This is a genomic window from Paenibacillus sp. FSL R7-0189, assembly GCF_037969925.1.
In the GTDB taxonomy this organism is placed as follows: domain Bacteria; phylum Bacillota; class Bacilli; order Paenibacillales; family Paenibacillaceae; genus Paenibacillus_AQ; species Paenibacillus_AQ odorifer.
In genome coordinates this window covers 742,052-764,616 of record NZ_CP150223.1, presented here as the reverse complement: position 1 = coordinate 764,616, position 22,565 = coordinate 742,052, and the positions used below count along the sequence as shown (strand labels likewise).

15 protein-coding genes and 2 pseudogenes are annotated in these 22,565 nt (G+C 42.5%); 15 read left to right on the top strand and 2 right to left on the bottom strand.

Features of this window, described 5'->3' with window-relative positions; all coding sequences use genetic code 11:
• The first annotated feature begins 176 nt into the window (after nt 1–176).
• From MKY63_RS03305 to MKY63_RS03295, 3 genes and pseudogenes are all read left to right on the top strand, one after another.
• Complete coding sequence (locus MKY63_RS03305; RefSeq protein WP_339811509.1) at nt 177–1,682, top strand: recombinase family protein; 1,506 nt, start codon at nt 177–179, stop codon at nt 1,680–1,682.
• Nucleotides 1,683–1,700: 18 nt separating this feature from the next.
• Nucleotides 1,701–1,874 (top strand): annotated as a pseudogene (locus MKY63_RS03300) (RNA polymerase subunit sigma-70); the annotation flags it as partial.
• Nucleotides 1,875–2,008: 134 nt separating this feature from the next.
• On the top strand, nt 2,009–2,668 hold the full coding sequence (locus MKY63_RS03295; RefSeq protein WP_235219370.1) for a hypothetical protein: 660 nt from the start codon (nt 2,009–2,011) through the stop codon (nt 2,666–2,668).
• Between the two features lie 55 nt (nt 2,669–2,723).
• On the opposite strand, the gene MKY63_RS03290 is transcribed toward MKY63_RS03295, so the two are convergent.
• Nucleotides 2,724–3,140, bottom strand: coding sequence for a MerR family transcriptional regulator (locus MKY63_RS03290; RefSeq protein WP_036675831.1), 417 nt, complete (start codon nt 3,138–3,140; stop codon nt 2,724–2,726).
• Nucleotides 3,141–3,260: 120 nt separating this feature from the next.
• On the opposite strand from MKY63_RS03290, the pseudogene MKY63_RS03285 reads away from it, so the two are divergent.
• The 6 genes and pseudogenes from MKY63_RS03285 (at nt 3,261) to MKY63_RS03260 (ending at nt 10,955) form a co-directional block, all read left to right on the top strand.
• Nucleotides 3,261–4,309 (top strand): annotated as a pseudogene (locus tag MKY63_RS03285) (NAD(P)-dependent alcohol dehydrogenase).
• Nucleotides 4,310–4,877: 568 nt separating this feature from the next.
• Nucleotides 4,878–6,281 (top strand): sugar ABC transporter substrate-binding protein, encoded by a 1,404-nt coding sequence (locus MKY63_RS03280; RefSeq protein WP_036675827.1) that lies wholly within the window; start codon nt 4,878–4,880, stop codon nt 6,279–6,281.
• Between the two features lie 76 nt (nt 6,282–6,357).
• Nucleotides 6,358–7,281: a sugar ABC transporter permease gene (locus MKY63_RS03275; RefSeq protein ID WP_036675826.1), complete on the top strand. Its 924-nt coding sequence runs from the start codon at nt 6,358–6,360 to the stop codon at nt 7,279–7,281.
• Nucleotides 7,278–8,147, top strand: coding sequence for a carbohydrate ABC transporter permease (locus MKY63_RS03270; RefSeq protein WP_036675824.1), 870 nt, complete (start codon nt 7,278–7,280; stop codon nt 8,145–8,147). Before MKY63_RS03275 ends, MKY63_RS03270 begins: the two co-directional genes overlap by 4 nt.
• Before the next feature lie 281 nt (nt 8,148–8,428).
• Nucleotides 8,429–9,826, top strand: coding sequence for an MATE family efflux transporter (locus tag MKY63_RS03265; RefSeq protein WP_036675823.1), 1,398 nt, complete (start codon nt 8,429–8,431; stop codon nt 9,824–9,826).
• Between the two features lie 322 nt (nt 9,827–10,148).
• Nucleotides 10,149–10,955 carry an ATP-binding protein gene (locus MKY63_RS03260; RefSeq protein ID WP_176462605.1) on the top strand — a complete coding sequence of 269 codons (807 nt, stop codon included), beginning with the start codon at nt 10,149–10,151 and terminating at the stop codon, nt 10,953–10,955.
• A gap of 104 nt (nt 10,956–11,059) precedes the next feature.
• Here the strand turns inward: MKY63_RS03260 and MKY63_RS03255 are convergent, their stop codons facing one another.
• Nucleotides 11,060–12,097, bottom strand: coding sequence for a LacI family DNA-binding transcriptional regulator (locus MKY63_RS03255; RefSeq protein WP_036675820.1), 1,038 nt, complete (start codon nt 12,095–12,097; stop codon nt 11,060–11,062).
• Nucleotides 12,098–12,562: 465 nt separating this feature from the next.
• Between MKY63_RS03255 and MKY63_RS03250 the strand changes: the two genes are divergently transcribed.
• The 6 genes from MKY63_RS03250 (at nt 12,563) to MKY63_RS03225 (ending at nt 22,404) form a co-directional block, all read left to right on the top strand.
• Entirely contained in the window at nt 12,563–13,483 is a 921-nt protein-coding gene (locus MKY63_RS03250; RefSeq protein ID WP_051490892.1) for an ABC transporter permease subunit, read from the top strand.
• Between the two features lie 17 nt (nt 13,484–13,500).
• Nucleotides 13,501–14,382, top strand: a complete 882-nt coding sequence (locus MKY63_RS03245; protein WP_036675818.1) for a carbohydrate ABC transporter permease — start codon at nt 13,501–13,503, stop codon at nt 14,380–14,382.
• Between the two features lie 64 nt (nt 14,383–14,446).
• Nucleotides 14,447–16,060, top strand: coding sequence for an ABC transporter substrate-binding protein (locus MKY63_RS03240; RefSeq protein WP_051490876.1), 1,614 nt, complete (start codon nt 14,447–14,449; stop codon nt 16,058–16,060).
• 57 nt (nt 16,061–16,117) lie between these two features.
• Complete coding sequence (locus MKY63_RS03235) at nt 16,118–17,599, top strand: glycoside hydrolase family 32 protein (protein WP_036675815.1); 1,482 nt, start codon at nt 16,118–16,120, stop codon at nt 17,597–17,599.
• A 21-nt stretch (nt 17,600–17,620) separates the two neighbouring features.
• Nucleotides 17,621–18,514, top strand: a complete 894-nt coding sequence (locus tag MKY63_RS03230) for an ROK family protein (RefSeq protein ID WP_036675814.1) — start codon at nt 17,621–17,623, stop codon at nt 18,512–18,514.
• Nucleotides 18,515–18,600: 86 nt separating this feature from the next.
• Entirely contained in the window at nt 18,601–22,404 is a 3,804-nt protein-coding gene (locus tag MKY63_RS03225) for a GH32 C-terminal domain-containing protein (protein WP_051490875.1), read from the top strand.
• Nucleotides 22,405–22,565 lie beyond the last annotated feature (161 nt).

The following is a 22,565-nucleotide window of genomic DNA, read 5'->3' as shown; positions in this document are numbered from 1 at the left end:
GCATCAAGCATATGTTCAAGGTCATTTTTATTTAACAAGTGTCCAAGCAGTACACGCATATCCTTCTACAAGGAGGGGATGCCGGGTGAATGTGAAACTTGTGGTAGGCGATTCCAATGACAGAGCACGTATTGCCTGTTATGATTACCTTCTAGAAAAGTTCAGGAGGGAGAAAAGTGATAGCTGTATATGCCAGAGTGAGTACGGAGGAGCAGGCGAAGCACGGGTTCAGCCTGAACGATCAAATTCGTCAATGCCGTCAGAAAGCGGGAACGAATAAGGTAAAGGAATATGTGGACGATGGGGTATCAGGTGAATTTTTGGATAGACCGGCATTAACCAAATTACGGGATGATATTCGAGAAGGAATTATTAATAAGATTATTTGTCTTGACCCGGATAGATTGTCTCGAAAGTTAATGAACCAACTGATCATAACTGATGAATTTGACCGGCGAGGTATAGAACTTGTTTTTGTTAATGGTGAATATGCTAAAACTCCTGAAGGAAATTTGTTTTATTCTATGCGTGGAGCTATAGCGGAGTTTGAGAAGTCAAAGATAACAGAACGTATGAGCCGAGGGAGAAAAGAAAAAGCAAGGCAAGGAAGAGTACTGCGTGATTTTCAAGTTTACGGTTACAGTTTTGATAAGGAATCAGAACAGTTTCTTGTTGATGAAGATGAGGCTGCTATAGTCAGACTAATATTTGATTTGTTTACACAACCCAATACAATTGTTCAAGGACTGAATGGTATAGCGTTATACTTAACCAGTAAAGGAGTACCCACAAAAAGAGGGGCTTCGATGTGGCATCGCCAAGTAGTAAGACAAATCATTATGAACCGAGCCTATATCGGTGAATTTTATCAAAATCGCTGGAATACAGAAGGTATGTTAGGGAATAAGCACAGGAACGATGAAGAAAAGATCCCTATGAAAGAGAGACCTAAAGACGAATGGATTCTTCTTCCTTGTCCTCCACTTATAGACGAGGCTCAATTCGAACATGCACAAATATTATTATCGGAGTCTAGAAGGAGATGGGCTCAAAAAAGCAAACACCCATATTTATTGAGCGGTTTGTTAAGATGTGGGGACTGCGGTAATACCATGACGGGACGATTATCAAACAATTGGGGAAAGAAAGTACCGGAATATACAGACATTAAGAACACTGCGGGAGCCAAATCAAAGGGATGTGGACGAAGAATTAAGGCTCACCTGATTGAAGAACAGGTTTGGAACCAAGTGACAACCTGGTTAAATAATCCCGATGAAATCGCTGCAGCTTTGCAGGAAGAGAAGACCAAGGAGCCTTTTGAAACTGCTGAGATTATAAGGATTGAAAAGGAAATTGAGAAAACCAAAAACGCACGAAAGAAGCTAATTAAACTTTTTGCTATTAGTGAAGATGGTATTGCCGAAGAAGATATTCGTCATGAATTGAAGGAGCTTACTCAGAAAGAAGAAGGTCTAAATGCCCAATTGATTGAATTGAGCCATATGTTGAATTCTGCTCAAAATACAGAGTACAACATTCATGTCTTGATGGAAGCTGTTCAACATTACTTATCTAAAGGTCAGGCAGAACTCACTTTTGAAGAGAAGCGTGATTTGATTCGTCAGGTCGTTAGAGAAATCAGGGTCTACGAAGATTCGGTTGAGATATTTACCTTTTAAAATATGCGCACTAATGACATTAAGATGGAAATCCTGATGCACCTGCGTTCGCTCAAGAAAACACGTAAAGACGTATCCCTACATGATCCAATTGGGACGGACAAAGAAGGTAATGAAATTACACTTATAGATATCCTTGGCTCCGAGGCTGATGATGTCATTAGAGAAGTAGATCTGAAGATCGAAAAAGCAGTGTTCCCTTCAAAATAATGCTCAGTGCTGACCGATCTGCTTATCCAAATCATTGAATACTATCAATAAAGATAACCGTCAAACAATAGAATATATGATATAATGACGTGGTTGTTGCAAGGTGCAATTTTAATATGAAAAATAGGATGGGCAATATGAAGGGTTATCTTTATAACGTTGATAAAAAACGATTGATTATTATGGTTATCGGCAATGTATTTCTGGGCATGGGAATCAGTATTTTTAAGCTGTCCGGCATGGGGAATGATCCCTTTAGCGGCATGGTAATGGCACTTGCAGAGTGCGTCGGTATAACATATGCAAATTTTCTGATCTTGCTGAACCTGGTATTGTTTGTAATCGAATTCATAACCGGACGAAGGTTTATTGGAGCCGGGACTTTTGTAAACGCAATCTTTTTGGGATATATCGCTACGTTCTTTCATAGTACTTGGCTATCTCTGTTGGGCGAACCTCAGCTGTTATGGCAGAGGGTGGTCGTCGTAGCGATTGGCGTGGTGGTATGCAGTTTTGGGGTATCCTTGTATCAGACATCGGCTGTGGGAGTAGCTCCTTACGACAGCCTGTCCCTGATTATGAGGGATAACTTCCCGAAAATATCTTATTTTTGGCACCGGATGTTTACGGATGCGCTTTGTGCTTTGATTTGCTTCCTGGCAGGAGGCGTTATAGGCTTAGGAACTCTAGTGTCCGCACTTGGTCTGGGACCCATTATTCATTTTTTTGATGTGAATTTTACGGAGAAGCTGCTGGCAAAAAAGCGTCCAAATTAAGAAAGGCGGGGCAGATCAATCTGCCCCGCCTTTACTGTAATTTGAAGGTTCATTTCTAATGAGTAAATGCACTCTTAATGTTATTTTTTTTATGAACATCTTCCGTGCCGCTATCCAAGGCGGTCTTGTAGTAGAAGCATTTATGTTCTATGACTTCCATCGTTTTTCTTAATTCTTCCATCTGTGCTTCTACGGAAGCTTTTCGCTCCAGGAACATGTCATATCTCTGCTGCAAGGTGGAGTCCCCCTCAGAGCACCACTCAATGAAATGTTTTATTTCCTTAATCGGCATCCCGGATGACTTCAGGCATTCAATTACTTTTAAAGCGTCCATATCCGTTTCTTTGAAAACGCGTTTCCCGCTGGGGGTTCTTTCTATAAAAGGCAAAAGCCCCTCCTTGTCATAGTAACGCAGGGTATGTGATGTCATATTAAAGTATTCTGCAACTTCACTTATGGAGTATGTCTTCATCATCTATCTCCAGTCTTAATTATATTTTGTGCTTGACTTAGAGTTAACTTTAAGTAATAACATAGGTTTTGTAAAGTCGGCATTACAGTTTTTTATATTAACTAGAAGAGAGGTTTCACTATGATAAAAGTTAATGCACGCGCTACATTCAGTCAGGAAGGCCCGTTCAAGCTAACTACAATCGAACGCCGGAATCTGCAGCCGCACGATGTTCTTATAGAGATTAAATACGCGGGCATTTGCCACTCGGATATTCATACAGCCCGCGGGGAGTGGGGACCGGTTAAGTATCCACTTGTTCCAGGGCATGAGATCGCCGGTATTGTCAGCCAGGTCGGTTCCGAAGTTACAAAGTACACAGTTGGCGATCGTGTAGGGGTAGGTTGTATGGTTGACTCCTGTGGAGAGTGCAGTAATTGCCAGAAAGGTGAGGAGCAGTATTGCCTGAGTGGAAATACGGGCACCTATGGAGCTATCGACCGGCACGGTCACTATACACAGGGCGGATATTCCACGCACATCGTTGTAACAGAAGACTTCGTGGTCCGGATTCCTGACGCTATTCCGCTTGACGCGGCTGCACCGCTTTTGTGTGCAGGAATCACCACCTATTCACCGCTGCGCCATGGGGAGCCGCTCCCGGCAAAAAAGTAGCTGTAGTGGGTCTTGGCGGGCTTGGACACATGGCTGTGAAGATTGCTCATGCTATGGGAGCTGAGGTTACTGTGTTATCACAGTCACTGAAGAAGAAGGAAGACGGATTGCAATTAGGAGCGGATCATTATTATGCCACAAGCGATCCGGAGACATTTAAGCAGCTTGCCGGTTCATTCGATCTTATTGTGAATACAGTAAGCGCACAGATTGATATCGATGCCTATCTTTCACTTCTGGCATTGGATGGTACATTAGTCAATGTCGGTGCGCCCGCTGATCCATTGGCAGTTAACGTATTTTCGCTGATCGGCCACCGCCGTTCGTTTGCCGGATCGATGATTGGCGGAATCCGTGAAACGCAGGAAATGCTTAATTTCTGCGCTGAACATAATATTGCATCTGAAATCGAGGTCATTTCTGCTGACCGGATTGATGAAGCCTGGGAGCGTGTGCTTGCTTCAGATGTCCGTTACCGGTTTGTCATCGACATCAGCACGATGGGGAATGAATAAGAGACGCCTTCTTTCTTGACGTCGGTTCGTGTCCACAACCTCAAGAAATTCGATAAAATAGCGGGAAATCGCTAAGGAGCTGGAGATCTCACGCAGTTGTGTTTCTAGAATAGAAAAACGGCGTTGCTTCATACAGCAGCGTAGTGTATAAATGCTAAATAGGCAGAGCAGTGCTTCTACCATTGGGGTAGGAGGGCGGCTCTGCTTATTGTCGTTACTGCAAGTGAATATTTTGGATCAGCTGATTCTGCTGTTTTATGAAAAAGATGATTCTTTAAAGGTTGGAATTTTTAAAAATCAGGTTGAAAAATGCTATTTTCCCTAATAGAAAATCATGACACAATAACAATAAAGCGCTTACTTCATTAAAACATCCCAAGTTCATGAAGACTCTATACCACTTTTTGAAAATATTTACGATATTAAAAGTCGTATCGGCTGGCCGAAATTTCGGATTCCAAGCAAAGGTTGGAATTATTAAAAAAAGTTGGTACTAAACGTTTAACTCAATAACTTAGGGGGTCAAACGGTTGGACATATCTATGTGATTATGAAGGGGGAGAGGGAAATGAAGGTAGGTAAAGCATTCGGGGTAGGTATTCTTTCAACTGCACTAGCATTAAGTGTCATTGGCTGCGCGAAAGATGAGACAAACACAGCAACCAAGGCAACTGATGGACCCAAAGCATCTGAGAACGCCACCTCCAAGCCTGAGGAGAAGGTCAAAATTATCTATTCGATGTGGGGAAGTGCGGAAGAGGGAAATGTAACCCAGGGAGTGGCGGATAAGTTTAATGCTTCTCAAGACAGAATTGAAGTAGAAGTACAAGCAATTCCTTGGGAAAACTACATGACCAAGCTGAATACAATGGCTACGGCAGAGCAATTGCCTGATACAGGGATGCTCAGAGAAGATGGTGTCGTTCAGTGGTCTACCCAAGGCATGCTGAATGATGTAAATACAATGTACGAAGGAAGCGACAGCAAACCACTGGATAGCCTAGCCTACAAATATCAAGGGAAAACCGTAGCCTACGCGGCTGCCAATGAAATCTTACTCCTCTATTACAACAAAGATATGTTCGACAAAGCCAATGTACCCTATCCCCCAGCCGCTCTGGATAAAGCGTGGACATGGGAGGAATTTGTAACAACAGCAAAGAAGCTGACCCTTGATAAAAATGGTAAACATCCTGATGAGAGTGGCTTTAATGAGCAGAGTATCGTTCAGTTTGGCGCATCCGTTGAAAACTTACCATGGCAGCTTGAGACCTGGGCGCTTGGTAATGGTGGGGGGTTCTATTCGGGTGATGGGACTGAGGTGAGAATTGGAGAAGACGCCAGTATAGAGGGAATTCAGAAGGTTGCAGATCTTTACTTGAAGGATCATGTTGCTCCGTTGTCTGTCGGACAGACTGATGATGGCATTCAACGAACCATTATCGCAGGGACTGTTGCCATGGCTACTAACGGTGCGTGGAACGTGGGAACTAGTCTCAATACGGCTAAGAATGAAGGCCTGAACTATGGCGTTGCAGTATTGCCTTACATGAAGGATAAGGTTACCCTCAACACGGGTGGCGCCAATGTCGTGTTCTCCCAGACTAAGCATCCAAAAGAAGCGATAGAATGGCTGAAATGGTACAACTCAGAAGAAAATAACTGGGGCCTCATTAGCTCGGGAATCTGGATGCCGACACTGGAGAAGTGGTACACGGATGAGACCCTTACCCGTAAATGGGTCGAAAATCCTAACTTCCCTGTTTATGACGAATATAAATCTGCAGTAGTCGATTATGCGCAATCACCTGCTGTGAAGCCCGCAGCGTGGTTCTATACGAATCATACGACGGAGTTTAACACCTTACTCGGGTCGGTTCTAGGGGATGTATGGACGGGAAAGACGACCGCTAAGGATGCTATTTCTAAGAATCTCGATGCGTTGAAAGCAGCTCATTCAGGCAATAAGTAAAGTCCGTAAAAGAATGGCCGCTGCCAAGCTCACACCCGCGGCGGCCATATTATGATCTTCAGGTGGGGATATAGAGATGGAAATAATTAATAGATCTCCGAAACGTCGTTCACGTATTCATGCAGGTGAGGCACGAGCCGCGTATATATTATTGATCCCTGCCTTCATTGGGCTGATCTTTCTAACGTATTTACCTCTTATTGGGGTGCTCGGGATCAGCTTAACGAATTGGACGGGACTTTCAGACCCCAAATTTATTGGCTTCGAGAATTATATTAATCTATTTACCACTGATCCTTATATTAAAGATTCTATTATAGCTACGGTCTACTTTGCCGTTTTATCGGTAGTTGGAGGCATGATTTATTCACTTTTTATCGCGATGCTACTGAATCGTAAAATTCCGGCAAGAGGGTTTTTCCGAGCTGTTTTCTATGTACCGTACGTTTTGCCGGCAGCCGCGATATATGTAGGATGGTCTTGGTTATACGAAGCTAATTTTGGATTTTTTAACTTTATTCTCTCTGAGATTGGTTTGAACAAAGTTTCTTTTATCGCGGATTCCAGCTATGTTGTTCCATCTCTATCCTTGATTTCAGTTTGGCTGTCAGGTAACTTAATTGTTATTTTCTTAGCGGGGCTGCAAAATGTTCCGGTCGTCTACCATGAAGCGGCTGAAATGGATGGTGCGAATGGATGGAAACGATTCTTGCATATCACTTTACCGTGCATGTCGCCCATTATCTTTTATAATTTGCTAATGAGCTTGATTGCCAATCTCCAAATTGTTACGCCGGCTCTTTCATTAACGAATGGCGGCCCGGGTAATTCTTCACGATTTTTAACTTATCTGATGTATGATCAAGCTTTTGTAAATTATAAATTAGGGTATGCTTGTGCAACAACGGCCGTTATTTTTGTTATTCTTGCAGGCTTTACTGGTGTATTATTCAAAACCTCCAATCTATGGATCTTTAATGAAGGAGGCGATGACAAATGAGTGTAGCCACATACGGAAGATTAAAGAGTAAAAAACGTAATAATCAATGGATGAACCTGATCTCGTTTGTCGTTGTCATTTTTTTTACTATACTCGTGCTCTTTCCAATCTGGTGGATATTTCGCACGTCGCTCATGTCGAATGCCGAGATATACAAATATCCGCCTTCACTGCTTCCAGGAAATTGGTTGTTTTCAAACTATGCAGAAACACTAGAGATATTTAAGTTTTGGAAATATTTATGGAACACCATGATTATTATTGTACCCGCTTGTTTGGCAGGAACCTTTACAGCGACCTTATGCGGTTATGCCTTTGCAAGACTGCGTTTTCGGGGCAAAAAATTGATTTGGGCGCTTTGTGTCGGTTCGATGCTTCTACCTGCCATGGTTACTCTTATTCCGCTATATATTGGGTGGACGAGAGGCTTAGGAATCCATGACAGCTATCTGCCGTTGATTTTGCCTTATTTCTGTGGTGGTGGCGCTTTTAATATCTTTTTGATTAGGCAGTTTATCATGTCTATTCCAAGAGAGCTTGATCAAGCAGCAACGATCGATGGTGCTGGATATTACCGCATTTTGTTCAGCATTATTATGCCGGCCATTAAATCTGCAATGATCGTTGTGGCATTATTTATCTTTATCGGTTTATGGAATGATCTACTTCAACAGATGATTTACATAAACTCAAGCGATAAGTATACGATAGCCTTGGGACTAACCGCTTTTAGAGGCCAACTAAAGCAGGACTGGTCGCTGACGATGGCGGCTACGTGTATGTCCTTTGCGCCGGGCGTCATTTTTTATCTGATTGGTCAAAAATATTTCGTAGAAGGAATCACGTTGACAGGACTGAAAAATTAGCTCCAATGGCTAAAGATAGCGCACTGTAATCTGCTCTGAAGTGTTAATGGGGGCACCTTTCTGCTAAGGCTTAAGTTCCGAGCCTGGCGGTATAAGGTGCCCTTTATTTGTGCTGTGAAAATATAAATTTAAAGATAAAATCCTTTATGAGATAGAAACAATCCCTTTTGCGGTAGTTGCTAGCCATCCTGTCTTATAGACTTGTTAATGTAAGGAGTCCCGTAAATCTTTGAACGAGGACTTCGCATATTCAGTCAAAAGAAGGAGAGAAAATCCACATTATGAACACTGTAACACAGATAAACAACAGCAAAGACAAGCAGACGCATTTTATTCTCAACGGTAATCTATGGAATATTATGGTCCAGTTATCATGGCCCGCTATCATCGCAATGGTTCTCTATGGCTTAAATGCGGTTATTGCCGCTGTATTTGTGGGAAGGTTTGTCGGAGAGGAAGCACTGGCTGGGGTTTCGGTAGCTTATCCTTTAACCCAGATCAGCTTGGGACTGGGCTCCTTGATCGGGGTGGGTGCCGGTTCTGCTTTAAGTTTAGCCCTCGGCAGGCAGGACAAAGAAATGCAGAAACGTTTGATGGGGAATGTTAATTATCTGTCCATCCTTGTAACGCTTGTCTATATGGTGTTAGGTTTACTTTTCTCCACACAGCTGGTGCGAATTATGGGAGGAGAAGGGGAAACTCTGGCTCTTGGAGACAGCTATTTTAGAATTACGGTGATCGGTTCATTTTTCTGGATTTATGGACTGGCTGCCAATATGATTGTGCGTGCCGAAGGGAAAATGAAATCGGCAGCCGTGGTAATGGGCATTGGACTGGCAGTTGATGTATTGTCCAATTATATTCTGGTAGCCTGGCTGGATTTTGGAGTAGAGGGTGCTGCCTGGGCTACAAATATCGGGATGCTGGTCTACACCTTGCTGGGATGGATTTATTTTGGCAAAGGATTTGCCTCATTCCGAACGAATGTCTTTGCAATCTATCGGGATGCTGCCACAATCAAATCCATAGTTGGACTGGGAATGTCCTCTTTCATTATGAACTTTATGAATCTGGTACAGGCTGTTGTAGTATTTAATGCACTGTCGAGATACGGGACTACAGCAGATATTGCATTTTATGGTGTGGTTTTCCGTGTATTCACCTTCCTGTTGACGCCGATATTCGGATTAATGCGCGCCTTGCAGCCAGTCATCGGCATTAATTTTGGAGCAGAACAGTATGAGCGCGCCATCAAAGCCTATAAAATATTCACACTCGTCTCCATGCTGCTGACTTTGCCTTTCTGGATAATTTCCATGATCTCGCCGGCTTCCATTCTGGGACTAATGCTGCCGGATCAAATCTTTAAAACCAGCGAAATGTTATATTTCCGGTTGAACATGGCGGTTCTGCCGTTATTGTCGCTCATTTTTATGGCCATGACCTTTTTCCCTGCGATTAATAAAGGGAAGCCGGCGGCCGTTATCGGCATCACCAGACAACTTGTTTTTTATGTGCCAGTGATGCTTGTTTTGCCAAGATGGTTAGGCGTCTCCGGAGTATATTGGGGTTCGCTTGTGATTGATACTGTGGTTGTAGTGTGGACGGTAATCCTGGTAACTAAGGAATTCACCCGGCTCAGAGCTAAGTCCAAGCTAGCCAGGACTTACAATATGTGAAGGTAAGATGCTGGAACTTCTGCTTTGCCTGGATGGACAATTTAATAGATATACCCCAAAAGAGCCTTGGAACTATAAGGCTCTTTTTTGTGCTACTGGTTGACATTATAAACAAAAAGAAAGTATGATATTTTAAATCGTAATAATTACGAATAAATATAATTTGGAAGTTGAATTGATTTGTGGATAATGAATGGTCAAAAGCGGACTCTATCGTTCCTCACGAGGACTTCGAGCGGCAATTAGCGCAGGTTGAACTGGATTCAGAAAGGATCTTTTGGATTTCTTGAAAATAACCATTTTAAAGGAGCTTTAATAAATAATGAACAAAAGCAGCAACAATCAACGTCTACCCAGAGCAAAAGGGATTGATATGGGTACCTATTATACACCCAAAGAATGTGCCAAAAAGGTTAGACATCTCGTCCTACCCGATATGAATCGAAAGATTGTCGAAGAATTCATTACGATCTTAGGTATGAGGGGAAGCTTTGAAGAACATCGAGTTCCCATTCCCAATAAAGTGGTTATGTATGGTCCACCGGGCACAGGGAAAACACTTACTGCATTTTATATGGCGCAAATGCTGGAGCTTCCACTTATCCTAGTTAGACTTGATGCAATTATTCACAGCCATTTGGGTGAGACAGGAAGTAATATCCGGAAAATATTTGAGTATGCCAAAGCATCTCCTTGTGTTCTTTTCCTGGATGAGTTTGATGCCATTGCAAGAACACGGGAGAGTAATGACGAGGTTAAAGAAATGGCCCGTGCGGTGAATACACTGCTGCAATGTCTCGATGATTTTGGTGACAATAGCATTTTTGTAGCAGCGACGAACCTAGAAAATGAACTGGATAGAGCTATTTGGCGAAGGTTTGATACAAAAATGATTTATTCCAACCCGGATGAATCAAGTAGGCGTCAATATGTTGAACTGTTAATTAATGACTTTGAAAGTGAAGCTGGGTTGATGGAGGAGGCATGCGAACGTCTTTCCGGTTGCAGTTTTGCTGATATTGAACAAATTGTCCTGAAAGCGAAACGTAAGGCGATCATAGAGCATTGTCTGCTAAAACGAGAGCATATTGTTCTATCCTATGAAGAATACAATCCTTCCATAAACTAATTGTGGGCGATTATATATACAGGATATTGTAATTGGAACAATTCAACGAAAAAAAAGAACCCCAGCGACGGAATTATTAATCGCTTGGGTTCTTTTTAAATTCATCAACTGATATTAGGTGTAGAGTCTCTTATGATGAGTTTGGTATAAATATGAGAAACCTGATAGGGTTGCTTCGGATCATGAATTCGGGAAAGTAGCATTTCGGCTGCTTTGACACCCATCTGATTACTATAAATATGAACAGTAGTGAGATGGGGTTCAACAATGTTTGATTCAGGACCATTATCAAAACCACAAATGACGATGTCATTAGGAATGGAAAGCATGTTTTTGAGTGACTTCATAAAGGTAACCGCAATATAATCGTTAGCACACACGAAAGCAGAAGGAAGCTCATTGATTTGACTCAGCCTAGTATCTGCCCACTCCGGATTCGAAAAAAATAGTCGATCGTCATCGAGAATACATTGTGAGAGATCAAGCTGGATGCCAGATTCTATCAATGCGCGATTAAAGCCCACCCATCTTTCATTAAAGCTCCTACAGTGATTATAGTCCCCGATGAACCCCAGTGATGTGTAACCGCCATCAATTAACTTTTTTGTAAGTTGATATGTGCTATGTTCGTTTTCCATGAGAAGTACATCCGCTTGGAATTCAGGGTAGCAGATATCTGCAGAACAGTCGATGAAAATAGTTGGAATGCCAAGACTTGTAATCAGCTTACTATATTCCGAATTGAACAACTCAATACAAATAATTCCGTCTACATTGGCGACATCAAAATTATTTGGAAGAGACAGGGACGCCTGATCAATGTCTCTTATAATGTGCATGGATAAATTATATCCTTCTGCACTGATTCGTTTCTCCATGCCACTGATCAGTTTCGATCCAAAGTGGGAAGTGTTAGGTAAGTTTTCTGTTAATAAAGCGATATTTCCAGAGTTTCTTGGTTGAACACTCTCGGTGTCCATAAAAGCAAATTGTTTATATTTTAACTCTATCGCTTTCTTTATAACCTTGTTTCTAGTTTCATCAGGTATACCATTCGTTCCATTTAAGGCTTTGGAAGCTGTATTTCTGGAGATTCCTAAAGCATCCGCGATGTCTTGTATGGTTACTTTTTCCCTGGCCATCTATGTAATTCACCTCTATATTCTTGTTCTTAACCTTCGCCACAAATAGTGTACTATTTGGCATGATTCCAACTCTCTTTAATGTATATTAGTTTACTCAAAATAGCAATATGATATTTACAAATGCACAATTTAGTTTACATTTTATCGGCGTATAAGTGTGCGAAAAAGGTATTATTCTTTTCATATTCATGAGAATATGTTGACTTTAAAGTATATAATCCTATTTAAATTGGCTGTATTTGTAATTATGTAAAATTATATGCATCATTTATGAACATAATGCTTTGTCATATGCACATAAATATTTTTACAAAATGTATTGACGAACGATTAAGTGTTTGGTAAATTGTAAAAGCAGCAGGACATAAGCCAATTGAAAGCCCTTACTGCATCAAGATATAAACATTGATAAGAACGGAGGTAAAGGCATTGCAAAACCTAATAGAAGCTGAACACAGAACAATGGTGACCAAACATAAGAGCTCCTTACTAGACTATCTAAAGAAGTACTACTTTCTTTATATTTTGCTCGCACCAGCTGTGATCCTGACCCTGATTTTTAAATACGGTCCTATGTATGGTGCGATTATCGCCTTTAAAGATTTCAGCCCAATCAAAGGGATTATGGGAAGTGAATGGGTAGGTTTGTACAACTTCGAGAAATTCCTGTCATCCCCCAACTTCGAAGTTATCTTTATGAATACGCTTAAATTAAGTTTCTTCGGATTAATTCTGAGTTTTCCAATTCCTATCCTGCTTGCGTTGATGTTAAATCAAATTCGCCGTGCAGGCGTCAAAAAGAACATTCAGTTGTTCTTGTATGCACCTAACTTTATTTCTGTTGTCGTTGTGGTCGGGATGTTGTTTATCTTCTTGTCCCCAACGGGACCGATTAACCAGTTTTTTACCTGGCTTACAGGTGAACCAATCATGTTCATGTCTCGTCCGGAGTACTTCCGTTCGATCTACATTCTGTCCGATATTTGGACCGGAGCCGGTTGGGCATCCATTATTTATGTAGCAGCGCTTGCTAATGTCGATCCTGAGTTACATAATGCAGCCAATCTTGACGGCGCTAATCTTCTACAAAGAATCCGCCATATCGATTTGCCAACCATTCGTCCAATTATGGCTATTGTATTTATCCTTGCAGCTGGTGGGATTATGTCCATTGGCTTCGAAAAAGCCTATCTCATGCAAACGGCGATGAACTTGCCAACCTCAGAAATCATTCCGACTTACGTTTATAAAATTGGTTTGCAGTCGGGCGATTATGCCTATTCAGCCGCAGTAGGATTGTTTAACTCTATCATCAACATCGTCCTGCTCATCACCGTTAACTTCACCGTGAAGAAACTGAATGAGGGCGAAGGTCTTTACTAAGAAAGGAGCAACAAGCTATGCCCATTAAACATTCCGGATTAGATCGCTTTATCGTCGTGCTTAACGCGATCTTCCTGACACTGGCCGTACTTATCATTGTACTTCCTTTGATTTATGTAGTGATTGCATCTTTTATGGATCCATCAGTTCTGCTCAGTAAAGGATTATCATTCAACCTTTCGGATTGGTCATTAGAAGGGTATATAAAAATTCTTTCTAATCCGGCCATGATCCGAGGTTTTGGAAACTCTGTTTTATACTCTGTTTCATTTGCTATGCTTACCGTTCTCGTCTCTATCTGTGCAGGGTACGCACTGTCTGATGACAGGCTCAAAGGAAAAGGATTCTTCATGACCTTGTTTATTATCACCATGTTCTTTGGGGGTGGGCTTATACCAACCTATCTGCTCGTTAAGAATCTTGGTCTGCTTGATACAGTCTGGGCGGTGATTATTCCAGGGGCAGTTAATGTATGGAACATCATTCTCTCTAGAACTTTCTTCAAAGGAGTACCGAATGAAATGAAGGAAGCCGCTAATGTAGACGGAGCTTCGGAGATGCGGATTTTCTTCAGTGTCGTATTACCGCTCTCCAAACCGATTGTTTTCGTGCTCGCTCTTTATGCCTTTGTGGGCCAATGGAATTCCTATTTTGACGCGATGATCTATTTAGATAATCCGAATCTTCATCCACTGCAGCTCGTGTTGCGTTCCATCTTGATCCAGAATCAGGTAGATCCGGGCATGATCAGCGATCAACTCGCCATGGCGGAAATGAAACGATTGTCTGAAATCATCAAGTACGCTGCCATCGTTGTTTCCAGTTTGCCACTTATTGTTATGTATCCGTTCTTCCAGAAGTACTTTGAAAAAGGTGTTATGGTCGGTTCCCTTAAGTAGGAAACAGGCTGCACATAGATAAAGATTAATTCATTCATATCTAATAATTTGGAGGTCATACCCTATGAAAAGAATTAAGAAATCAAGAGTATCAACGAAAGTAGCTTCTGCATCTGTACTTGCTTCGTTTATGTTCCTTACTGCATGCGGTGGCGGAGGAGGAGGGGGAAGTGCGGCTAGTAAAGAACAGGACGCCAGCGGTAAAGTAACTTTGAACTTTATTACGCAAAGCTCTCCACTTGCACCAGTTGATCCAAATGAAAAACTGATTAATAAGCGTCTTGAAGAAAAGACGAATGTTCATATTAATTGGAAGAATTTCACGAAAGACGTATTTGTTGAAAAAAGAAACTTGGCTGTGGCAAGCGGTGATCTTCCTGATGCGATTTTTAATGCGGACTATAGCGACTATGAGCTGCTCAAACTTGCTAAAGACGGTGCCATTATTCCGCTGAATGATCTCATCGAGAACAATATGCCCAACTTCAAAAAGGTGCTGGAAGAAGCCCCGGAATACAAGAGTATGATTACGGCACCAGACGGTAATATTTATGCCTTTCCGTGGATCGAAGAGCTGGGCAATGGCAAGGAAAGAATCCAGGCGGTAGACAGTATGCCTTGGATCAATGTGGAATGGCTTGAGAAGCTGGGCCTTGATATGCCTACAACAACAGAAGAATTAAAAGAAGTATTAATTGCATTCAAGACAAAAGATCCAAATGGCAACGGTAAGGCTGACGAAATTCCTCTGTCCTTTATTAACAAGCCTGGAGCAGAAGATCTGGTTTTCCTATTTGCTTCGTTCGGATTGGGTGAGAACCCTGACCATGCGGTTGTGAGCAATGATGGAAAGGTAATATTTACGGCGTCACAAGATGACTACAAAGAAGCCGTTTCTTTTATTAACGAGCTGTATAAAGAAGGACTCATTGATATTGAAGCCTATACACAGGACTGGAGTACTTACCTTGCAAAAGGGAAGGATCAGAGATACGGACTTTACTTCTCATGGGATAAAGCCAATATCACTGGAGCAAATGACACTTACGAGGTTATGCCTCCGCTTGCTGGACCAGATGGTGAAGTTAACGTAACAAGAACGAACGCGCTTGGTTTGGGCAGAGGCAAGATGGTTGTTACTAGCGCCAATAAGAACTTAGAAACGACAGCGAAATGGGTTGATCAACTCTACGATCCGATTCAATCTGTACAGAACAACTGGGGAACGTATGGAGACGATAAACAGCAAAATATCTTCGAATTTGATAAAGAAAAAGAAATGCTGAAGCATTTGCCGCTGGAGGGTGCAGCTCCTGTAGAACTACGTGAGAAAACAAGTGTCGGTGGACCATTAGCTATCCTTGATTCCTATTATGGCAAATTCACAACCATGCCGGATGATGCTAAAGGCAGAATGGATATTATCAAGAACATCATGGCGCCAAAAATGAAAGCAGAAAACGTAATGCCGAGTGTATTCCACTCCATTCAAGAGCTTGATCGCCTAACGACAATTGAGACGGATCTTTTTGCCTACGTGCTTAGAATGCGTACTGAATGGTACCAAAATGGTAAAGTTGAAGCGCAGTGGGATGAATACCTGAAAGAATTGGACCGTCTGGGCTTGCAAGAATGGCTTGAAATTAAACAAGGCGGCTATGACAGAGCAAGCAAATAATAAACTATAAATAATATACGGTAAAGACCGTGTTCGGGAGTAAAGGAGAAAACAATAATGTCTACGATTGCGAAACAAAATTACCGCGGAGTGTATCATTTTTCCCCTAAGGAAAAGTGGATGAATGATCCAAACGGAATGGTTTATTTTGAGGATGAATATCATTTGTTTTTTCAGCACCATCCAGGTGGAATGACTATGGGCGCTATGCACTGGGGCCATGCGGTCAGTAAGGATCTTGTTACATGGGAGGAGCTGCCTATCGCTCTTGCTCCAGATGAATTAGGTATGATTTTTTCCGGCAGTGCCGTAGTCGACTGGAACAATACGACTGGATTTTTTGAAGATAAACCAGGTCTAGTAGCAATTTTTACACACCATTTGGATATGCCGGAAGGCAAGCCAGCAATTCAGCGTCAAAGCTTGGCCTATAGTAAAGATAACGGAAGAACCTGGACGAAATATGATGGGAATCCGGTACTTGAACATGATACATTCATTGATTTCCGTGACCCGAAAGTATTTTGGAATAAAGATACTAATAAATGGGTGATGATTGTAGCTTGTGGTCAAACGGTGTGTCTATATCATTCTCCTGATCTGATGAACTGGACATTTGCCAGTGAATTCGGAGAAGGAATCGGTTCTCATGACGGGGTATGGGAATGCCCGGACTTGTTCCCGCTGGCCATTGATGGCGATCCTTCGAACACGAAATGGGTGATGCTAGTGAGCATCGGTGCGGATCCCGCTTTTGTGGAAGGATCAAGAACACAGTATTTTACAGGGGATTTTGATGGAGAAGTGTTCACGCCAGATGAAGATTCGATAAAAGTTCGCTGGCTTGATTATGGAAGAGATAACTATGCAGGTGTAAGCTGGTCCGATATACCGGCTGAGGATGGAAGAAGACTATTTATCGGCTGGATGAGCAACTGGATGTATGCTAACAAGACGCCAGCAGAAGAATTCCGTGGTGCGATGACAATTGCAAGAGAACTTCAGCTCGAATCAAGACAAGGGGGAACTTTTCTTGTGCAGAAGCCGGTACAAGAGTTGGAATCAGCTCGTGTACAAGTCCTTTCTATAAAAAATGCAACGGTGCAAGAAATCAATACTCTTCTTAAAGAGATTCGCTTGGAATCTTATGAGATTATAGCTGAGTTCACTCGGGGTAAATCTGTAGGTTTCAAAGTAAGAATTGGTGCGGATGAACAAACAGTGATCGGTATCAACGGTGACACAGAGGAACTTTATGTAGACCGGAAGGCTTCGGGCCAGCATGATTTCCATGAACATTTCGTAGGACATCATTCAGCCAAACTCGCAGCGCTTGATGAGTCAAATGATCTCCGTATTTATGTGGATCGCTCTTCCGTTGAGGTGTTTAGTAATGGAGGTCAGGCAGTGATTACGGATCTTATATTCCCTGGACTAGAATCTAAAGGTATTGCTGTGTTTGCAGAAAATGAGAATGACTTGCTGATTTCCCTGGATATCTATGAGCTTACTCTCTCTGCTGAGCAAGACAAGAATTAGTCACCGAGAGGAGTCTTGTATATGCGTATAGGAGCGATAGAAGCTGGCGGGACGAAGTTTATATGTGGCATCGGGAATGAAAATGGGATCATTGAAGATCAGATCAGTTTCCCGACAGAACATCCTGAGTTGACGTTGCCCAAAGTTATTCAATATTTTCAAGACAAACCAGTAGAAGCTATCGGAATTGGATCGTTTGGTCCAATCGATATACGCCCAGATAGCCCGACGTATGGTTACGTTACAACAACACCAAAACCAGGTTGGGGAAATTACGATATGCTGGGCACTTTGAAAAGATACTTTTCGGTTCCCTTTGGCTGGGACACGGACGTCAATGCAGCGGCATTTGGTGAAGCCAAATGGGGCGCTGCCCAAGGGTTATCCAGCTGTTTATACTATACAGTTGGCACGGGTGTTGGTGTGGGAGTGTATTCAGAGGGCAAACTTATTCATGGTCTTGTGCATCCTGAAGGGGGTCACGTTCTTACAAGACGCCATCCTGAAGATGAATTCCCAGGGGGATGTCCCTATCATGGGGACTGCCTAGAAGGGATGGCGGCAGGTCCTGCTATTGAAGCAAGGTGGGGGAAGAAGGGACATGAACTTCCTATAGATCACCTTGCATGGGAAATGGAAGCATTTTATATTGCGCAGTCGATTACGGGTGCTATATTGCTTAACTCTCCTCAGAAAATCATTCTGGGTGGTGGTGTTATGCAGCAATCACAATTGTTTCCACTTATTCGGCAGGCCGTGCTTCAGAACCTGAACGGTTATGTTAGCTCAAGTACTATTTTAGAACACATAGATGAGTATATCGTTCCACCAGGTCTAGGCCAACAGGCGGGATTATGTGGTGCTCTGGCTCTTGGACTCACAGCACTGGAAATTCAGATTTCTGCTCAATTGTAAAAGAATATAGAGAGGAGGTCAGTGCAGTAATGAATTGGCCTCCTTCTTGTTTTTCAATATTAATGATAGAAAAGAGGCTGAAGAAGATGAAAAATAAAGGAAAATTAGTTTTGCCCTTTCTCATGGCAACAGGATTTGTTATGACTTCAGCAGGCATTTATGTAGCAAATCCCGGTACTGGGTGGGCTGCGCCCGCTGATCAGGAGGTAAGTAAACAAGCTAAGGAGGGGCTTTCTATTTTTGAAAGCGTAACCAAAACAAACACAAACTTGACAGGTTGGCAAATAAAAGGAAAAGGTAAGTTGGCGGATACTGTTGAAGGGATTTTACTGACTTCTGATCCACAAGAAAATGTAATGGCAATCTCCGAAACGGTATCAGAGGATTTTATCTATGAAGCTGATGTCATGATCAAGGATATGCAAGTGGACGCGACCTTATTGTTCCGTTCTAATGAAGATGGCTGGGGTTCCTACATGCTACAAATTGTTCCGAATGCAGGTATGATCCGCTTACGAGACGCAAGTGATGGTGAAGGGAAATTAAAAGAGGAGCGGAAGGTTACTGTTAAGGCAGGAGAGATCTATCATCTCAAGGTAAAAGCAGAGGGTTCATCACTGAAAGTATATTGGGACAACGAATATAAATCTGTGATTGAGGTTCAGGATCATGCGTATCGTACTGGTAAGCTAGGGCTCAATGTATGGAATGGTTCTGTTTTGTTCCAAAATATTATCGTAAGCGACCTGAAAGGAAATCTGGGTGCTGTGGTTACAAATAAAGGACAATGGCAGCCTAATATCAACGGCAAAAAAGGAATGGCAGTAAACCAGATGAAGTCACAGCAAATTTATAATAAACAAGCTGCTGATTTTGTATATGAAGGAAATATATCTCTTCGTCCTGATTCTGTTGCAGCGCTCGCATTTCGTTCATCGGCTGATGGAACAAAGGGATATGAAGCATCCCTGACAAAGGAAGGAAATCAGGTTCGTGTAAGTTTGACGAAAGCTAACGGAGCAACAATTGCAAGTTCACAGCAAACCTATCCAAGTCAGACCGGAGCAAAACATCATGTAGAGATAAAGGCGAAGGGAAACAGAATTCAGGTCTTCCTAGACGGATACACCCCGGCTGCGATCGATCTAACAGATAAAACCTATACCGATGGATATGCAGGAATCGTCGTTAAACAGGGAACGGCTTACTTCCAGGATACCTATGTGACGGATGCCAGCAGTTATTATAATGAAAAATATCGTCCTCAATACCACTATACGCCAATTCGTGGTTCTGCCAGTGATCCTAACGGACTTGTCTACTTCGATGGAGAATATCATCTATTCCATCAGGACGGAGGCACATGGGCACATTCTGTCAGTAAAGATATGCTGAACTGGAAGCGCCTTCCGATTGCGCTGCCGTGGAATGATCATGGGCATGTCTGGTCTGGATCAGCTGTGGCAGATTTGACGAATGCATCAGGTTTGTTCGGGGATTCAGGAGGCAAGGGGCTGATTGCCTACTACACTTCCTATAATCCCGATGGCCCGAATGGGAATCAGCGTATCGGTCTTGCATACAGCAAGGACCAAGGTCGTACTTGGGAATATTCCAAGACGCGTCCTATGGTTATCGGAAATCCAGGCGATAATGGAGGGGAGCCCGGAGGTTGGAATTTCCGTGATCCGAAAGTGATTCGTGATAACGACAATAACAGATGGGTAATGGTTGTATCCGGTGGAGATCATATTCGTTTCTTTACTTCAACAAATCTACTTGATTGGACCCTAACAGATAGCTGGGGATACGGGGAATATGTTCGCGGCGGTGTATGGGAATGTCCGGATTTGCTTCAGCTTTCGGTAGACGGAACATCACAGAAAAAATGGGTTCTGATGATTAGTACAGGAGCGAATTCAAAAACAGGCGGATCAGATGCTGAATATTTTGTGGGTCATTTAACAGCGGAAGGTAAATTCGTTAATGATAATCCGGCAGGGAAAGTTTTGCGAACAGATTTTGGAAAAGAATTCTACGCTTCAATGTCTTTTTCGAACATGCCAGATCATCGCAGCGTAATGATGGCGTGGATGACAAACTGGGACTATCCGTTTGCTTTTCCAACAACCCATTGGAAAGGCGTACTGTCAATCCCAAGAGAAGTCTCATTAGTAACGACAAAAGATGGGATTCAGCTCGCTCAAAGTCCGATCAAGGAGTTGGAATCGCTGCGTAATCAGCTGTATTCTACTGCTAACAAAGAGGTGAGTCCTTCTTCTCAGAATCTATTGAAAGGGGTTACCTCTGGTGCATACGAAATTGAAGCTGAAGTAGAAATTCCAGCAGGTAGTCAGGTTAGTGAATTTGGCTTTAACGTTCGTGTAGGGGGAAGTCAGCAAACGGTTGTTGGATATAAACCTAGTGAGGGTCGGATTTTCGTGGATCGGTCTGCATCTGGTTTGACGGATTTTTCGAATCTATTTAGTACAAGACATGAAGCGGCAATGCAAACGGAGAACAAGCGAGTTAAGCTGCGTATCCTTGTAGATGAGTCTTCTGTTGAGGTTTTTGGCAACAACGGTAAAGTTGTTTTCTCTGACGTCATTTTTCCGGATCCAGCCAGCAGAGCTTTGAGTTTTTACACCAAAGGAGGCAACGTAAAAGTCGTATCTCTGAAGGTGAATCAGTTAGGCTCTGTATGGAATCAGGAGACGGGCTCAGCTACCAAGATAATGATGGATACAAGTGATCGCGAACTGAGCAAGGGGCAAAGCGACATACTTTTGGCGATGGTAGAGAATGGTACCGGTAATGGGGCACAGCCGCTTAAATGGAATTCCAGTAACAAGGATGTAGTTGAACTAAACGTGGTGGATAAATCCCAGGCAACCCTTGTAGCTAAAAAAGAAGGCGAGTCTATCATTACCGTCTCTACTCCAAATGGGAAGACATCAGCTAGCTTATTAGTTAAGGTATCTGGGGGTGAATTTCATACGAACTTAAGTGGGTGGACTAAAGATCTATCTGCAGCCTCCTGGGTCATTGGTGAAAATGGGATTCGTGGAAATTACTTGAGTGACGCGAATTATATCGCAGAGAAGCAGGCAGGAGATTTTACTTATGAAGCAGATATGATGTTAGGGAAATCCGGAGGAGCAGGCTCTATGTTGTTCCGTGCCAGCGAAGATGGACGCAGCGGATACTACTTAAATCTGGATCCGAATATGAAGTCCATCCGTCTGTTTTATAAAATCGACGGCCGTATTGAAGAGCGTCAGATTCTAGCAAAAGTTCCGACGTTCATTCAGCCGGGTCAAACCTACAAAGTGAAAATCGAAGCGAAGGGCCCGCATATCGTGGTTTATGTGGATGGGCAGAAAGTGATCGACCTCCAGGACGGCACATTTGCCGAAGGCCGCTTTGGACTACATGTATTTGGCGGAAATGCTTCATATCAAAACGTTAACGTGAGCGGAGCAACACCTGCCAATTTAACCACTTCCAGTCTAGTAAATGCAGAACTACAGAAATCCCTTTATACAGCAAATCTCGCAAATGGTGAAGCTGTTACACTGAAGGATGCGAATGATTCTACGGATCAGAAGTGGGTATTCGTGCCGACGGGGGACGATGCAGGTTCTTATTCTATTCGTACAACAGCCGGTCAGGCGCTTGATCTAGACACAGGGCAAAATAAAATCCAGTTATACCCTTATCTCGGATATAACAATCAGCGTTGGATTTTTCACAAAAATGATGATGGTACCGTAAGTATTATTTCTGCTCATCATAAGAAAGCGCTGGAAGTATCAGCGGATGGGTCGACACTGTCCCTAAGCGAGCTTGATCCTACTCTTGATCGACAAAAATGGGTAATTACCAATTAACCTGAGGATGATAGAAGCAATGGAAGAGGGGAATAGCGTGTCTAAAAAGCAACTTGTCTGCGGATGAGTTGCTTTTTGTTTTGGCTGCATTTTATGTATTGACGGATATTGGAAATGTAAGTAGAATGTAAATTAGTTAAAACCTTAAAACTTTTGTAAAG

What these genes read in the sequence shown, in the direction of transcription:
- MKY63_RS03295 (WP_235219370.1), top strand. Translation starts at nt 2,009, where the DNA reads ATGAAAAATAGGATGGGCAATATGAAGGGTTATCTTTATAACGTTGAT.
- MKY63_RS03275 (WP_036675826.1), top strand. Translation starts at nt 6,358, where the DNA reads ATGGAAATAATTAATAGATCTCCGAAACGTCGTTCACGTATTCATGCA.
- MKY63_RS03250 (WP_051490892.1), top strand. Translation starts at nt 12,563, where the DNA reads ATGGTGACCAAACATAAGAGCTCCTTACTAGACTATCTAAAGAAGTAC.
- MKY63_RS03225 (WP_051490875.1), top strand. Translation starts at nt 18,601, where the DNA reads ATGAAAAATAAAGGAAAATTAGTTTTGCCCTTTCTCATGGCAACAGGA.
- MKY63_RS03240 (WP_051490876.1), top strand. Translation starts at nt 14,447, where the DNA reads ATGAAAAGAATTAAGAAATCAAGAGTATCAACGAAAGTAGCTTCTGCA.
- MKY63_RS03230 (WP_036675814.1), top strand. Translation starts at nt 17,621, where the DNA reads ATGCGTATAGGAGCGATAGAAGCTGGCGGGACGAAGTTTATATGTGGC.
- MKY63_RS03260 (WP_176462605.1), top strand. Translation starts at nt 10,149, where the DNA reads ATGAACAAAAGCAGCAACAATCAACGTCTACCCAGAGCAAAAGGGATT.
- MKY63_RS03280 (WP_036675827.1), top strand. Translation starts at nt 4,878, where the DNA reads ATGAAGGTAGGTAAAGCATTCGGGGTAGGTATTCTTTCAACTGCACTA.
- MKY63_RS03265 (WP_036675823.1), top strand. Translation starts at nt 8,429, where the DNA reads ATGAACACTGTAACACAGATAAACAACAGCAAAGACAAGCAGACGCAT.
- MKY63_RS03255 (WP_036675820.1), bottom strand. Translation starts at nt 12,097, where the DNA reads ATGGCCAGGGAAAAAGTAACCATACAAGACATCGCGGATGCTTTAGGA.
- MKY63_RS03245 (WP_036675818.1), top strand. Translation starts at nt 13,501, where the DNA reads ATGCCCATTAAACATTCCGGATTAGATCGCTTTATCGTCGTGCTTAAC.
- MKY63_RS03270 (WP_036675824.1), top strand. Translation starts at nt 7,278, where the DNA reads ATGAGTGTAGCCACATACGGAAGATTAAAGAGTAAAAAACGTAATAAT.
- MKY63_RS03235 (WP_036675815.1), top strand. Translation starts at nt 16,118, where the DNA reads ATGTCTACGATTGCGAAACAAAATTACCGCGGAGTGTATCATTTTTCC.
- MKY63_RS03290 (WP_036675831.1), bottom strand. Translation starts at nt 3,140, where the DNA reads ATGAAGACATACTCCATAAGTGAAGTTGCAGAATACTTTAATATGACA.